At 62.9% G+C, this 14,396-nt stretch carries 13 protein-coding genes and 1 pseudogene; 7 read left to right on the top strand and 7 right to left on the bottom strand.

The features are described 5' to 3' along the window. Positions 1-130 precede the first annotated feature (130 nt). The gene (locus tag ABG82_RS08430; RefSeq protein WP_131676223.1) at positions 131-1,855 is read left to right on the top strand and encodes a hypothetical protein; all 1,725 of its coding nucleotides are present in this window, start codon (positions 131-133) and stop codon (positions 1,853-1,855) included. 200 nt (positions 1,856-2,055) lie between these two features. On the opposite strand, the gene ABG82_RS08425 is transcribed toward ABG82_RS08430, so the two are convergent. The 4 genes from ABG82_RS08425 to ABG82_RS08410 all read right to left on the bottom strand — a co-directional run bounded on the left by ABG82_RS08425 (position 2,056) and on the right by ABG82_RS08410 (position 5,819). Continuing rightward, entirely contained in the window at positions 2,056-3,066 is a 1,011-nt protein-coding gene (locus tag ABG82_RS08425; protein ID WP_078343564.1) for a GNAT family N-acetyltransferase, read from the bottom strand. Between the two features lie 106 nt (positions 3,067-3,172). Then, entirely contained in the window at positions 3,173-4,009 is an 837-nt protein-coding gene (locus ABG82_RS08420; RefSeq protein ID WP_043075990.1) for an LLM class F420-dependent oxidoreductase, read from the bottom strand. Between the two features lie 12 nt (positions 4,010-4,021). Beyond that, a complete protein-coding gene (locus ABG82_RS08415) occupies positions 4,022-4,912 on the bottom strand; it encodes an aldo/keto reductase (protein WP_196770501.1) in 891 nt (296 codons plus the stop codon). Positions 4,913-4,988: 76 nt separating this feature from the next. Beyond that, entirely contained in the window at positions 4,989-5,819 is an 831-nt protein-coding gene (locus ABG82_RS08410; RefSeq protein ID WP_043076117.1) for a helix-turn-helix domain-containing protein, read from the bottom strand. A 192-nt stretch (positions 5,820-6,011) separates the two neighbouring features. Here ABG82_RS08410 and ABG82_RS08405 point away from each other — a divergent pair, with 192 nt between their 5' ends. After that, a complete protein-coding gene (locus tag ABG82_RS08405; protein ID WP_043075992.1) occupies positions 6,012-6,761 on the top strand; it encodes an SDR family NAD(P)-dependent oxidoreductase in 750 nt (249 codons plus the stop codon). Positions 6,762-6,849: 88 nt separating this feature from the next. After that, positions 6,850-7,194, top strand: coding sequence for a DUF732 domain-containing protein (locus tag ABG82_RS08400; protein WP_043075993.1), 345 nt, complete (start codon positions 6,850-6,852; stop codon positions 7,192-7,194). A 21-nt stretch (positions 7,195-7,215) separates the two neighbouring features. Here ABG82_RS08400 and ABG82_RS08395 read toward each other — a convergent pair whose 3' ends face one another. Further along, on the bottom strand, positions 7,216-7,830 hold the full coding sequence (locus ABG82_RS08395) for a TetR/AcrR family transcriptional regulator (RefSeq protein WP_043075994.1): 615 nt from the start codon (positions 7,828-7,830) through the stop codon (positions 7,216-7,218). Positions 7,831-7,904: 74 nt separating this feature from the next. On the opposite strand from ABG82_RS08395, the gene ABG82_RS08390 reads away from it, so the two are divergent. Together ABG82_RS08390 and ABG82_RS08385 are read left to right on the top strand one after the other, a co-directional pair. Beyond that, on the top strand, positions 7,905-8,804 hold the full coding sequence (locus ABG82_RS08390; RefSeq protein WP_043075995.1) for a hypothetical protein: 900 nt from the start codon (positions 7,905-7,907) through the stop codon (positions 8,802-8,804). 189 nt (positions 8,805-8,993) lie between these two features. Continuing rightward, positions 8,994-9,215, top strand: a pseudogene (locus tag ABG82_RS08385) (hypothetical protein); the annotation flags it as partial. Positions 9,216-9,285: 70 nt separating this feature from the next. Here ABG82_RS08385 and ABG82_RS08380 read toward each other — a convergent pair. Next, positions 9,286-9,984, bottom strand: a complete 699-nt coding sequence (locus ABG82_RS08380) for a hypothetical protein (protein ID WP_043075997.1) — start codon at positions 9,982-9,984, stop codon at positions 9,286-9,288. A 45-nt stretch (positions 9,985-10,029) separates the two neighbouring features. Here ABG82_RS08380 and ABG82_RS08375 point away from each other — a divergent pair, with 45 nt between their 5' ends. Continuing rightward, entirely contained in the window at positions 10,030-12,393 is a 2,364-nt protein-coding gene (locus tag ABG82_RS08375) for a Tex family protein (protein WP_043075998.1), read from the top strand. Positions 12,394-12,451: 58 nt separating this feature from the next. Here the strand turns inward: ABG82_RS08375 and ABG82_RS08370 are convergent, their stop codons facing one another. Further along, entirely contained in the window at positions 12,452-13,021 is a 570-nt protein-coding gene (locus ABG82_RS08370) for a hypothetical protein (RefSeq protein ID WP_043076118.1), read from the bottom strand. A gap of 103 nt (positions 13,022-13,124) precedes the next feature. On the opposite strand from ABG82_RS08370, the gene ABG82_RS08365 reads away from it, so the two are divergent. Beyond that, positions 13,125-14,324 carry an AAA family ATPase gene (locus tag ABG82_RS08365; RefSeq protein WP_043075999.1) on the top strand — a complete coding sequence of 400 codons (1,200 nt, stop codon included), beginning with the start codon at positions 13,125-13,127 and terminating at the stop codon, positions 14,322-14,324. Positions 14,325-14,396 lie beyond the last annotated feature (72 nt).

The raw sequence follows: 14,396 nt of genomic DNA, 5'->3' as shown, positions 1-14,396 counted from the left end.
GCAGCTGCACGGATCGGACGCGCTGCTCGAATTCTTCGCCGGAGTAATCACAAGCGAACCCGAGGCCGACGTTACCGCAAGGCTACGAACTCAATTCGACCCACAGATCGTCCTCGACGCTGAGAATCAGTTGCGCAAGATCGGCGAGCTGCAGGCCTCCATCGACTTCGGCGATGCCTTCAATACTCCGCCAAAATCACCAGTCGAGAGTGTGATGAATCTTCTCGCACTTGAGCGACACTTTGATCGGATGGCAGGTTTCGAACGTCATCTACGCAGGATCGCCGATCAGGTATTCGATCTTGTCGATATCGCCGCAAACGAAGTTCTAGGTTTCCAACTCAGCGACGCGGTGCGCTTCGCCGATCTGCATAGCCAAGCACTGCAATCGATATGGGAGTCAGTGTCCCATGACATCGCGGAATCACACGCACCACTGAGTCGTGAAGCCGACGACGCCGAAAGGATGCAATGGCTCTTCACCGACATCCTGATGTTTGTGCTCGACGCAGCCGCACCACTAGTGACGCCCGATCACAACGGCCCCATAGCCGAAGCCCTAGGGCTAGGCAGCGCATCGTTCGAGAACCTCATTTCTGCGCTCGCAACGCCACTGGGGTCGCAGCAGATACAGGACCTACACAGCGACAACTCCGTTCGCAACCATCCCATCCTCCAAACGTCCAGCGGCGACTGGATGTGGTGTCGGCCAGTCGATTTCGTGCACTGCATATTCGACTGGGCATTTGAGACCTGTCAGCGACACCCGCGGCTCCTCCAGAAGTTCGATAAGGCTCGTCAATCAACAGCTGAGCGGCTCCCTGCTGACGTCCTCGCCGAAGTCTTCGGTGAGGATCGACTCCACGTCAACGTGACCTACCCCGACAAGGAGTCGGACGCAGAAGCCGACATCGTGGTTTGCCTACCCGGAGCCAATCTCATCGTCGAGTGCAAAGGCGGGCGCATAACCGCCGCCGCGCGCCGCGGGGCGCCTAAGCGTGTCGAGAAGCACGCCGAAGAAATGATTACGAAGGCAGCCGACCAGAACCTGCGGACCGCAGCAGCGATCAGAGCCGGCGCCACGCTGAATGACAGCAAGGGCCGAGTACTACCTGTGCAGACAGACGATTTGAACCTCGCCGTCATCTGCACATTCGATCGGATTGACCCATTCAATACTTATCTTGGGCATCCCCAGAACGACAGTCTCAAAGATCGCTCTTGGACAGTGACACTCGCAGACCTTTTGCTAATCGCGGACGTACTCCCAGATCCCAGCGAGTTCTTTGCATACATCCGACGGCGGGTGGAGATGGTGAGAGCCGACAGCCACCGAGTGATCGTGGAAGCTGATGCTCTCGGCGCCTGGTGCCAAGATCGCTTCAACTCGTCGAAGCCCGTCATTCCCGGCGGATTCACGCTGATCGACAAAACATCGGATCTCATCAACGATTACTTCACCATACCGCCCGATTACATCGCAGATGAGGATGTCCCACGACCACAGTCCGGCGTTCCGCTAGAGATACTCGGCGCCCTTGGGCGACTGCTAAATCGCAACGACCCCGAGTGGGTCAAACGCACCGAACAAGGCTTCAGCATTCACCCGTCCGAATGGCGGATATTCAACCGACGGCTTGCGCTCGCCGTGAACCCGGCAATGGTGACGGGTCGCACAGCGCGTAAACATCTTGCTCAGGCACAACGCGGTTTCATCGTTGCAGGGATGCTGCCCGTCAAAATCAACGTCGATGCGCCCGTTGAGGGCTCCGAGGGCTTCTTGATTGTGGAACCCGCTCCGACCGACTCGAACAGCGACACTGATGGGACTGCCCCTGGTTTGGTCGACTCCTGAACTGCAAAGCGTCGCCGCCGCCGGAAGGACCAACCTCCATAACAGTAGAGAAAGTTCTCACAGGCCCAATTCGGCAGGAATTATTCGGTCCGTGGTGGCGCACGGGAGCGCCAGCGGAAGGTAGTCGCCACGGCGTGGATCTTCTTGACCTAATCCCTAGGTCGCAGGTTCGATTCCTGCCGGGGGCGCTGCTTCGACCGTCAACACAACGCCTGCACCATCTGGCGGGTGGCAACGTCGACCTGTATGGATACCCGCGGGGAAAGACTCAACTCCCCCACCAGAGGCACATCGAAGACCGTGGTGACCACGCCCGGGCCGTCCGATTCCCAGCGTGCACCGTATCGATTCAGAATGGTGCGCATCGCGTAGTTCTCGGAGAGCACCGAGGCCGTGAATCGGCGTACACCGCCGGCATGCGCCGACACCGAGAGCGCTTCCATCAACAGTGTGCCGATTCCGCGCCCCTGGTAGTCATCGCCGACCGTGAATGCCAACTCGGCACTGTCGGGTTCGTCGGCGTGCCGGATAAATCGAGCGTCAGCGACAACGAGACCGTCCACACCGCCTGGCCCGTCGGTGAGGGCCCACGCGAAATGTTCGAGGTAGTCGACCTCGAACAGGTAGGTGATCATCCGCTTACTGGGGACCCCCATAAAGCGGCGGTACACGGTGCGCGGGGAAAGCCTCGCCAGACGGTGACTGTCGCCGGGAAGGATGGGCCGCAGGTAGAACTCGGCGCCGTCACGCAGCCGCACCGCAATGGGCGTGACGAAGGTGGCTAACCGCTGACGCGCGGTCCACACCAATGCCTCTGACACACCCGGGATTTCGAGCATCGCAGCGAATGCGTCGCGACCACCGGCCCAGCCCCGCACCGATTCGGTCGCCACGACGGTCGCCGTCCGGGCGGTCCCTCGCAGGAGGGCGATCTCACCGACAACCGTGCCGGGCACCAGATGCGCGACAACGGAATCCCCACCCTCTCCGGCGTGAAGGATCTCGCCGCCCCCAGAGCCGAGGAGCAGGAACCAGTCGGCTGGCTCGCGCTGGCGCATCAGTACCTGCCCGGCAGCTGCCTCCAGAGGTGACAGCAATTCGGCCAGCGGAGCAAGCGACCCGGCCGAATTGTCGGCGAAGAAATGCATGTGCGCGAGCTCGGCGGGATCGACACCAACAGATCCGGGCCACGCTCCGTCCACGATATGCACCGCCCTAGCCCGTCTAGCTGAGTCAGTTCGGATGGTAATCACTACCGTCACGTCCGATCAGCTATTCACGGAACCACACGCGCATTCAGTCGAGGCTCACATGTCCTCACACCCCCAGTGCGGCCAACCGGTCCAGCTTGCGCAACGTGGTGTCGCGGGACGCCACCGGCAGCAGGCCTAACAGCACACGATGCACGCCAAGGTCGGCGCGGCGTTCGATATCTCCGGGCTGCGGCTCCAAGATGGTCGCGGTAACGGGAACGCGCGGCCTGCCCTGTTTCGCTGCCAGCACATTGAGCTCGTCGATTCCCTTCCGAAGCTCTTCCACCCCAAGCATTGTCGGCGCCATCCAGCCGTCGGCATGATCGAGTACTCGCTCATGGGTAGACGGGCCCCAGCCCCCCAACCACACCGGTGGGTGTGGTTGTTGAGCAGGCTTGGGCCAAGAGAGAATCGGGTCGAACGCCACATACTTACCGTGGACCTCGGCCTGCTCTTGCGTCCAGATCTTCTTGACCGCGTGGATGCGCTCGCTTTGTAATGCCACCCGCGTGCGCGGGTCTGTGCCGTGATTTCGTATCTCCTCGCGCAGCCATCCGACACCGATTCCCAGTTCCAGCCGCCCGCCCGATGCCCGGTCCAAACTGGCGGTCTCTTTGGCGAACGTGATCGGGTCTCGCTGCACAAGCAGCGCCACCGCGGTACCGATACGGAGGTCTCGAGTCGCAGCCGCCGCGAACGACAACGCGACGAACGGATCAAGGCTGCGGCAATAGTCCCGGGGTATTTCATCCCATCCGGCGTGGATGGCTTCGATCGTCACCGGTATGTGCGTGTGCTCGGGCACAAAGAGGGATTCGAACCCGCGTTCCTCGATCTCGACCGCCAGCTCGCCGGGCGCCATGCCTTCGTCGGTGATCGCGGTGAAAATGCCTATCCGCATGGAACTCTCCGGCTATTCGTTTCGGCCGTCGGGCAGCGGCACCGCCGCGGAAAGGGCCTCGAACTCGGCATCACTCAGTGCGATGTCCGCAGCGGCAACGTTCTGGGCGAGGTGCGCTTCCGACGATGTTCCCGGGATCGGAAGCACCATCGGGGAGCGGCGAAGCAGCCATGCCAAGGCAATCTGCGCCGGGGTACGGCCGTGTGCGTGCGCGATGACATCCAGAGCGCTGCCGGCGCCATCCAAACCTGCGGTAGCGAGCGGGAAGTACGGGATGAATGCGATGTCGTGGGCGGTGGCGTAGTCCACCACATCAGATGCTGACCTGTTGGTGAGGTTGAACAGGTTTTGCACGGAGGCGATGGGCACGATCTGCCGTGCCGCGTGCAACTGATCCACCGAGACCTCGGAGAGCCCGACGTGCCGGATTTTGCCTTCGTCTCGCAGCAGCTTGAGTTCGCCGATCTGGTCTTCGAATGGAACGGTGGGGTCGACTCGATGCAGCTGGAGCAGGTCGATGCGCTCCAGCTTCAGGCGCCGTAGGCCCATTTCCGTCTGTTGGCGCAAGTATTCGGGCCGCCCCAACGGAATCCATCCCCACTCCGCCGGGCCAGTGCGCGCGAGACCGACTTTTGTGGCGATCGTGAGATCACTAGGATACGGGTGCAGCGCTTCACGGATCAGGTCCTCGACGATCTGCGGGCCGTACGCATCCGCGGTGTCCAGGAAGTTCACTCCCAACTCGATCACCCGTATGAGCAACCGCACCGCGGATACCGGATCTCGCGGCAGCCCCCATACCCCTGGGCCGGTCAACTGCATCGTGCCGTAGCCGAGCCGATTGACGGTGATGTCACCGCCGAGGGTAAGAGTTCCTGCTCCAACGGGCTGTGTTGATGTCACGATTCGATCCTGCGCAATCTGAACTCAAGAGACTGCGAATATCGCTTGTCTCAAAGGGATTTGGATGTGGTTCCTACTACTCGTGCTGCTGGTCTGCCGCAAGTCGGGCCAGTAGCTCAAGTCCATCGGCATCGGCACTACCGGGGTCAGCCGAGTAGATGAGCAGCTGCTGCCCGGGTGCTCCACCGACCGCGAAGCTGTCGTACTGAAGGCTGATCTCACCGACCTGGCTGTGGCGGAATCGTTTGGTCCCGCTTGTTCGCGGCCGAACATCGTGCTGCATCCACACGAACGTGAAAACGTCGCTCTGAATCGTCAACTCACCCACGACTTCTGCCACACGAGGGTCATCGCGAAACGACACCGACATAGCACGCAGATTTCGGGCGGTATCCCGCGCGATGTCGTCCCATTCGGTGTAGAACTCGTTGGCCACGGGGTCAAGAAACACCATGTACGCGAGGTTGTCGGCCCGCGAGAAGTCACCGTAAAGCGCCTGCGCGCGAGCGTTCATAGCCAGAATGTCCAGTGCCGGGCTGATGACCAACGCTGGGGCGTGCACCACATTGTTGACGATTCTCATGGTCCCCTCGCTGGCGTCGCGCTGGCCGCCTACATCGGCTGCTGCCCCAGACGGCCGGGCAAGGCCGGCGAGATGTTCAGTCGCATGCGTATCCAGCTGCAGCGCCCGGGAAATCGCCCGCAGCACTTGCTCAGAGGGATGTCGCTCACGCCCCTGCTCAAGCCTGCTGTAGTAGTCGGCACTCACCCCGGCCAGCGCGGCAACCTCTTCCCGGCGCAGGCCCAAGACGCGGCGCGGCTCGTCCTCCGGCAGCCCTACTTGTCGCGGCGAAACCAGAGCACGGCGCGCCTTCAGAAAGTCGCCCAACTCATTTCGCCGATCCATGTCCTCAACATACTCACGGCGACTCGCGCCAACCAGGGTGTAATACACCCACCCAGCGGCGCGTCACTTCAGCCGCACCGGATGCCCAGGTAGGAGTAGCGCACCCTTCCAGGACTGAGTCCACGAATTTACGCTGAGGAAGCAACCGGATGTAAATGAAATATGTTGCGGTCAAGTGAAAGACGGAGATCAATGAGCATTCTGACAGGCAAGACGGCACTTGTTACGGGCGCGTCGAAGGGAATCGGCGCGGCTATCGCGCGCGACCTGGCTTCCGCGGGAGCACATGTGGCAGTCCACTACTCGTCAAGCAAGAGCGGAGCCGACCACGTGGTGAAGTCAATCTTGGATGCCGGAGGCCAGGCCTTCGCCATCCAGGCTGATATCTCCGACCCGTCCAGCGTCAGAGAACTCTTCATTCAACTCAGAACTCGGATCGACAAGCTCGACATCCTCGTCAACAACGCCGGGGTGTACGAGATGGGTACGGTTGAATCGGTCACCCCAGAGGAACTTCAGCGCCAGTTCAGCCTGAACGTCTTCGGCCTGGCGACCACGATCACCGAAGCACTCGGCAGCGCCCTCGGTCCCGGCGCGAGCATCGTCAACATCGGGTCGAGTGTCACCAGCTTCACGCCGGCCAACTCGCTGGTGTACACCGCGTCGAAGGGGGCGGTGGACACGATTACCGGCACACTCTCCAAAGAGCTCGGCCCGCGGGGCATCAGGGTGAACTCGGTCAATCCCGGGTTGACCGTGACCGACGGCATGCAGTCGAGTGCCTTCTCGAGCCGTGAGTTCCGCACCGAAATTGAGAACATAACCCCCCTTGGCCGGATCGGCGTCCCCGAGGACATCGCACCGGCAGTGACATTCCTGGCCTCGGACCTTGCCTCGTGGATCACCGGAGAGATCCTGGTCATCGGCGGTGGCCTGAACTAAGGCGCCCTGGGAGCGGCTGTCTTCGCAATTCGGCACTGCCGGGCCCGCCCTGATGGCAATAATGCTGGTGACCGGAAGGAATACAAGGATGTACAAGCTCCGCACCAGGATCGTCGTCGGGATCGCTGCCGTTGGCGCTTCGGTTGGCGGCCCCTTCGGCACCGGGATCGCACAGGCGAACGACCACACATTCCTGGACAGTCTGCGCGCCGCGGGGGTCTACATCCACAAGGATGCCGAGCCGTACGTGATCCAGGCGGGGCATCAGGCGTGCCGCGATCTGCACAACGGAGTGCCGCCCGAAGAGGTGGGCAATTCCTTCCCCTGGGGCAATGGCGTCGCGCCCGCTCCTGCCCCACAGGTGTACCTGGACATTCTGCAAAGCGAGTTGTGCCCGAATGCGCTCAATCCTGCACCACCGCCACCTGCGTAAACGGCCAAGCGCCAGTACTGATTACGCCTTGACGGCGTCCCACGCTGCCTGCCCGAGAACCGGCGCCGCCGCAAGCACGTCGAAGTCGGCCGACCTGGCCAGCCACAGCCGGGCATATTCGACGCAGGGCCCCATCCACAATGCCTGACACAACCTGGGCGGCAGCGGCTTGATGCGCCCTTTCTCGACGTGCGGTTGCAGCCACGCACTGGCCTTGCCATAGAAGTCCTCGTGCAGCGCGGTAATCGTCGAGCGCGATTCCTCGATCACCTCGAACTCGCGACAATGAAACAGAAAACGGGCCCGCATCTCGTTGGCGGCAACCCACTCCAGATGGAAACGCACCGCGGCCACAACTCCACCACGGGCGCCTGAACTCGCTTGCAGTGCAGCAAGATACGCATCGTAGTAATCGCGCAGCGTTTCCAGGTACAGCTCGGCAGCCACGCCTTCCTTGCTCCCAAAGAAGTGGTAGATGCTGCCCACACTGGCCCCGGATTCGCGATGCAGCGCCTCGACCGTGGCCCCCGCCACCCCACTTTTCAGGAAGGACGTGAGCGCTGCGTCGAGGATGGCGCGCCGACGAGCGACGCCGGCATTCGAGGCAGTGGGCACCACCGAACAATACTGAACCACCCCTTGACTAGAGAATTTTTCTAGAATAACTTTCGATCCGATGACGAATTTCACGGCGGGAAGGACTGCGGCAGATGCGCGCGGACAGCGAGAACCGCACGAAAAATGAAGCGCGACGGGCCAGTCCAATGGATGTGGCCCTTGGCCTCGCCTGTGTGGTGTGGGTGGTCATGACACTTTGGTCGGGCATTTCCACCGGCGGCGCCGGACTTCCGGTGATCGCACAGACGGTCACCTCGCTGGCACTGGTGGTGGCGGTGTTCGGCCACATGCTCAAACATCTAGGCGTCAAAATGGCTTCGGCCTACTTCGTCATCGCATCCATCGTGGAGTGGGCCTTCGAGCAGGCGAACATCAGTTTCGGCGGGTTCGTGTGGGGCGATCTGCGCTACGGCGACACACCCATGATGGGCCCGCATATCGGCAGCGTGCCCCTGCTTGTCCCCGTCGGAATGGTCGCGTTGTTGTGGCCGATCTACGTGATTATCAACGTGATACTCGACGGCAGGATCGTGGTGAACCCACATACCCTGCGGCCGTGGCAGGTCGTGTGGCACTGCGTGTTGTACGGCATGCTGCATGCCTGGATCGCGTTCTTGGCCAACGGTTTTTGCACGAAATTCGGCATCTACGAATGGGTCGGGAAGTCCAGGGCGCTGGCCCCGGAAGACTCGTTCTTCGGCGATCCGGCCCTACCCATCGGGTGGGCAATCTGGGGATTCCTGATCACGCTCATCATCTCGTACGTGCTTCTGCCGCTCCTGGGCAAGGACGCGCTCACACAATCCGAGCAGCGCCGGCTGAGCTGGGTCGATGCCGCACCCGTCGTGGTCATCGGCGCGTATGCGTTCGGCTTGTTCCTCAACCCGGTCAACGAATCCGTCGGCAGCGTCATCCTCTTTATGTTCGGCTTCATCTCACTGCTCGCCCTTTACCGCTTTTCAGCGGTCTTGCTCAACCAAGGAAATCCCTAGTCTGATGATTTGCTGCGAAGTAGCTGACAATGGCTGAACAGGGTATTTAGCCGATGGAGTTCACGTGCGCCGGCGTCACCGAAATCCACCCGCCGATATTCACCCGATTGATAGCCAACACGTCCTGGTAGCCAGGTAGGTTGTCGGCGTTCGACTCACCCGATTCGTCAACGACCAAAGGACAGCGTGATGAAAAGATTGGCGACTGTTGCAGCAGTGAGCGCGGCCATGATGTTCGGTTGCTACGCACCCACTGCGATCGCGGATCCCAGCACCCCCAGCCCGGCGCCAAGTACCGCCACCCCGAGCGCGGGCAAGTTCTGTTCTAAGGACCTGGAAGACAAGACCGGCAAGGCCAGCGACGGCACCGTCCTGACCTGCACCAAGGGCGACGACGGCAAGGACCGCTGGGCCAAGAAGTAAATCCCGTCGCCAGTCCTGTTCCCGGGCCGACAGCCCGGGGGCAGGACGGCAATGGGCCTCACCCGCAGTCGTACTGCACACCAATTCCGCGCGGCGGAGTCGCCCGCTTGGTGCACCCGTACACCTCAAGCTCGTCGCCCATCCGGATGGCCGAGTGATGCGGGTAGTTCACGCAATACAGACCTTTCTGGTCCGATCTGCATTGGTAGTCACCGAATTTGAGGCGCTTGCCGTACTCAAGCGGAAGCCCCACGCCCTGGATGAACGGCCCGGGGTCTCCGTGACGACTGCCAACGGTGACCGTCGCTCCGTCAAAGCTCACCCAGCCTCCGATCCACTGGCCCGGCAAATCCGGTGGACGCGGTGGCGCGTTGCGAAGCCCCGGCAGGCAGGACAGCGGCTCCTGGTACTTCATCTCCGTGATGCATCCGCCGACGGTCCGCGGACCCAGCTCACGGGGTGGGCGAAAAGCTACGTCGCCTTCGGGCAGCTGGCCCGGCGTGCCGTCTTGATCGACCGCCCGGAATTTCTCGGGGTCGACAGGATCGCCCGCCTCGATCCAACGGGTCACCGCCGTCACCGACGCCTGCGGTCCCGGCGCGGCGGCCCGCGATGTTGTCGTGGTCGGGGCTGTGGCGGCCACGCTTGAGGAAGTGCTGGTGGACACCGCGGAGGTCGAGGCCGGCGGCGCCTGCTCGTGATGCGGCGCGCATCCCGCGACCAGCAGGATCAGGGCCAACACGCTCCAGACACGCACCCGGTGAGCCTAGCTTGTCCCCAATATTGGGTAGGGTCCCTCGGCGTGACTCAGAGCGTGACCGTGAAATCTGTAAATGCCCGCCTCGCTGCTGAACTGGAGGTCGCTGAGGCCCAGGTCGCGGCCGCTGTGCGGCTGCTCGACGAGGGTGCGACGGTCCCGTTCATCGCGCGTTATCGCAAAGAGGTCACCGGCAGCCTGGACGACGGCCAGCTGCGTGACCTGGAAGAGCGGCTGCGGTACCTGCGGGAACTCGATGAGCGGCGGGCCGCGGTGCTGTCCTCCATCGAGGACCAGGGCAAGCTCACCGACGAGCTGAAGGCCGCGCTGCTCTCCGCCGACACCAAGGCCCGTGTCGAGGACATCTATCTGCCCTACAAGCCCAAGCGGCGTACCAAGGCACAGATCGCGCGCGAGGCCGGCCTGGAGCCGCTGGCCGACCGGCTGCTGGCGGACCCGACCCTCGTTCCCGACGAGGCGGCCGCCGAGTTCCTCACCGAGAACGTCGCAGACGCCAGCGCCGCCCTGGACGGCGCCCGTCACATCCTCATCGAGCGTGTCGCCGAAGACGCGGAACTCGTCGGCGCCACCCGTACCAAATTCTGGGCAGAAGGTGCACTACAGACCGGCCCATGGTCCGAAGACGCCGCGAAAACCGAAGCCGCACAGAAGTATCGCGACTACTTCGAATTCTCCGAATCTCTGGAAACCATGCCCTCGCACCGGGTGCTCGCCGTCATGCGCGGCGAGAAGGAGCAGGTTTTGGCCCTGAACTTCGACGGCGGTGAGGACGCGCCGTACGAGCACATGGTCGCGCAGTCGCTTGGGGTGAATCTGACAGCCAAGACCCCGGCCACGCCGTGGCTGGCCGGTACCGTTCGGGTCGCCTGGCGCGCCAAGCTCATGTTCTCCGCATCCGTCGACGCCCGCCTGAAGCTGCGCCAGCGCGCCGAGGAGGACGCCGTCGGGGTGTTCGCTCGCAACCTCAAGGATCTGCTGCTGGCCGCGCCTGCGGGCACTCGCGCAACCCTGGGCCTTGACCCCGGCTTCCGCACCGGCGTCAAGGTGGCTGTCGTGGACGGCACCGGCAAAGTCGTGGACACCTGCGCGATCTACCCACATCAGCCTCAGCAGAAATGGAATGAGGCCAAAGCCACTCTTGCGGCGTTCGTCGCCCGCCACAATGTCGAACTGATCGCCGTGGGTAACGGGACCGCTTCCCGCGAAACCGACGCACTGGCAGCAGAACTCATCGCCGATATCAAGGCTGCGGGCGCCAAGGCGCCCACCAAGGCGATGGTCAGCGAAGCCGGCGCGTCCGTCTACTCAGCCTCGGCCTACGCCGCCCATGAACTTCCCGACCTCGACGTCACCCTGCGCGGAGCGGTGTCCATCGCCCGGCGTCTGCAAGATCCGTTGGCCGAGTTGGTGAAAATCGAACCCAAGTCAATCGGCGTTGGCCAGTATCAGCACGACGTCACGCCGGGCACCCTCGCCCGCAGCCTCAATGCCGTCGTCGAAGATGCCGTGAACGCTGTCGGCGTCGACCTGAACACGGCCTCGGTCCCACTACTCGCACGCGTATCCGGGGTCACCGAATCGTTGGCCGAATCCATCGTCGCCCATCGCGAGAAGGCGGGTGCGTTCCGCAGCCGCAAGGGGCTACTTGAGGTTCCCCGGCTGGGGCCCAAGGCCTTTGAACAATGCGCCGGATTCCTCCGTATCCAGGGCGGCGACGACCCGCTAGACGCGTCGGGAGTGCACCCCGAGTCATACCCGGTGGTGCGCAAGATTCTGGACCGTTCGGGTGTGACCCTGGCCGAGCTGATCGGCAACGAGCGGTCATTACGCTCGCTCAAGCCCGCCGACTTCGCCGACGAACGGTTCGGAATTCCCACTGTCACAGACATTCTCGGCGAATTGGAGAAGCCGGGGCGCGACCCACGCCCCGCATTCACCACGGCAACGTTCGCTGCCGGTGTCGAAAAGGTGTCGGACCTGAAGGTCGGCATGGTGCTGGAAGGGGTCGTGACAAATGTGGCCGCCTTCGGCGCGTTTGTTGACGTCGGCGTGCACCAGGACGGCCTTGTGCACGTGTCGGCGATGTCGGATCGGTATGTCTCCGACCCTCACGAGGTGGTCAAGTCCGGCCAAGTGGTTCGGGTCAAGGTCACCGAGGTCGACATTCCGCGTCAGCGCATCGGCCTGACCCTGCGCCTCAACGACGATCCGCAACAGGGCAAGCGTCCTGAGCGTTCCGGCGCTCCCCGTCGTGACGACAAGAACCGCGACGACCGGAATCAGGGTCGGCGAAACCAGAACCGCGACAAGAATTCCCGCCAGCGGGAAGAGTCTCGCCCGACCGGTTCGATGGCGGACGCGCTGCGCAACGCCGGTTTCGGGCGGTAGGAGCTCGGGGGATCCTCGTCTGGCCTCCCGATCACGAGGCCTACGGGGATCACGCCCCTCAGAACACCCAGCTGCCAGAAGCGGCCAGCACAAAGCCATGCGGAGGGAAATCCGCCTGGCCAAGGCTCTTGTAGGCATGGCAGGCGAGAATGAAATCGCCTCCCGTGCCGCTACCGCACGCCATCAGAATGCTCGGAATGTTGAGAAACACTTGCAATTGTTTCCCGGCAGAAAAGTGCGGGTACGTATTGAGGTCCCCCAAGGAGTTGGATCCTTTGAGGAATCTTGCGTACGGGGCGCCGGAGGTACCGATATCAATACGGGCGATGTTCTCGCCGTTCGGCATTCCCGGCAGCTCGCCCGCGCAGGCGACATCCGCGGGTGGCATTTGGAAGGTCCCCCATGCCTGCAGACGTAACCGGCAGTACACCCCGTCGGCGGGCGAGAAGATGTTCTCGATCGGCCACTGTTTCCCGTCGGTCGGGTCGAAGCCCGCGGGATATTTGATCGAGGCCATGGGCAGCGAGTCGATGTCCGGGAACGCGGGGTCCGCGTTCGCCGGCGCAACGGAACAAAGCGATCCCATCAGGTTAATCACCACAGCCGTCGCAACGGCTAGCTTGCGCATCCCCTTGATCCCCATGCCGCGTGATCGTACCGAGCCGCACACCGTCCGGCCATAGAACCGGCCGATCCAGCACCGTGTCGGCACCCCTGGCTAACCTGGCCCCGTGTTGACGACCGTCGCCGTTCGCGGATACCGATCGCTGCGCGATCTTGTGCTGCCGCTTGCGCGACTGACCGTTGTCACCGGCGCCAACGGCACCGGAAAGTCCTCGCTCTACCGGGCCCTGCAGCTACTGGCCGATTGCGGCCGCGGCGAGATCATCGGCTCACTGGCACGCCAAGGCGGCCTGCGATCGGCCATGTGGGCCGGTCCGGAGAACCTCAAGGCCGCGCGACGCACGGGGGTAATCCAGGGCGCAGGGCGCACCCGCCCGGTATCAATTGAGTTAGGTTATGCATCAACCAATTTCGGATATCTCGTGGATCTCGGCCTGCCGATTCCCAGCGACTCCGCCTTCGGCCGCGATCCGGAGATCAAGCGTGAGATCGTCTTCACCGGCCGGACCCTGCGCCCCAGCGCCACCCTGGTGCAAAGGACTCGTCCCGTAGTAGAAGCTCGGTCGGATTCGGGGCACCGATTCGAGGGATTCAGTCGCTCGCTACCGACGTATCGCAGCATGCTTTCCGAATTCCCCGGAAAACTACCGGAATTGGGCGCTGTGCGGGACACGCTGCGCGGCTGGCGGTTCTACGACGGATTTCGTGTCGACATGCTCGCACCGGCGCGTCAGCCTCAGATCGGAACGCGAACAACGGTGTTGTCGAACGACGGTAGCGACGTGGCGGCAGCCATCCAGACCATCATCGAGACCCGTAGCGACACCTTGGACAAGGCCGTCGCCGCCGCCTTCGATGGCGCGTCGGTTGCGGTGGCCGTCAGTGACGGGATATTCGATCTTCAGGTACAACAGCCCGGCATGCTGCGCCCGCTGCGTGCGGCGGAATTGTCCGATGGCACCCTGCGCTTCCTGCTATGGGCCGCCGCGCTGCTCAGTCCCGAGCCACCGCCGCTGATGGTGCTCAACGAACCCGAGACATCCTTGCACCCCGACCTCATCGCTCCGCTCGCAACGCTCATCCGGGCCGCGGCCACCAAGACCCAGGTGGTGGTGATCACTCACGCGAGCGCCCTGGTGGATCACCTTGCCGCCCGATCATTGCGCGACGTCCTTGCGGACGAGGACGACCTGATCGACGACACCGGGCCTGCGCTGCGGCTCGAGCTCGTCAAAGATTGGGGTGAGACGCAGATCGTGGGACTGGACCCGCTCAGGGCACCACCCTGGCATTGGAGATCGCGCTGACGCGTAGCCGTTCGCCATGAGCCGAAGGGTTGCCAGAAACGCAAGGCACACTGTTGGCTGGACCGTCGAACC

The sequence above is a fragment of the Mycobacteroides immunogenum genome (genome assembly GCF_001605725.1).
GTDB classification, from domain to species: Bacteria; Actinomycetota; Actinomycetes; order Mycobacteriales; family Mycobacteriaceae; genus Mycobacterium; species Mycobacterium immunogenum.
Note: the sequence above shows the minus strand (reverse complement) of the source record. Positions and strands in the feature narration are given on the sequence as shown.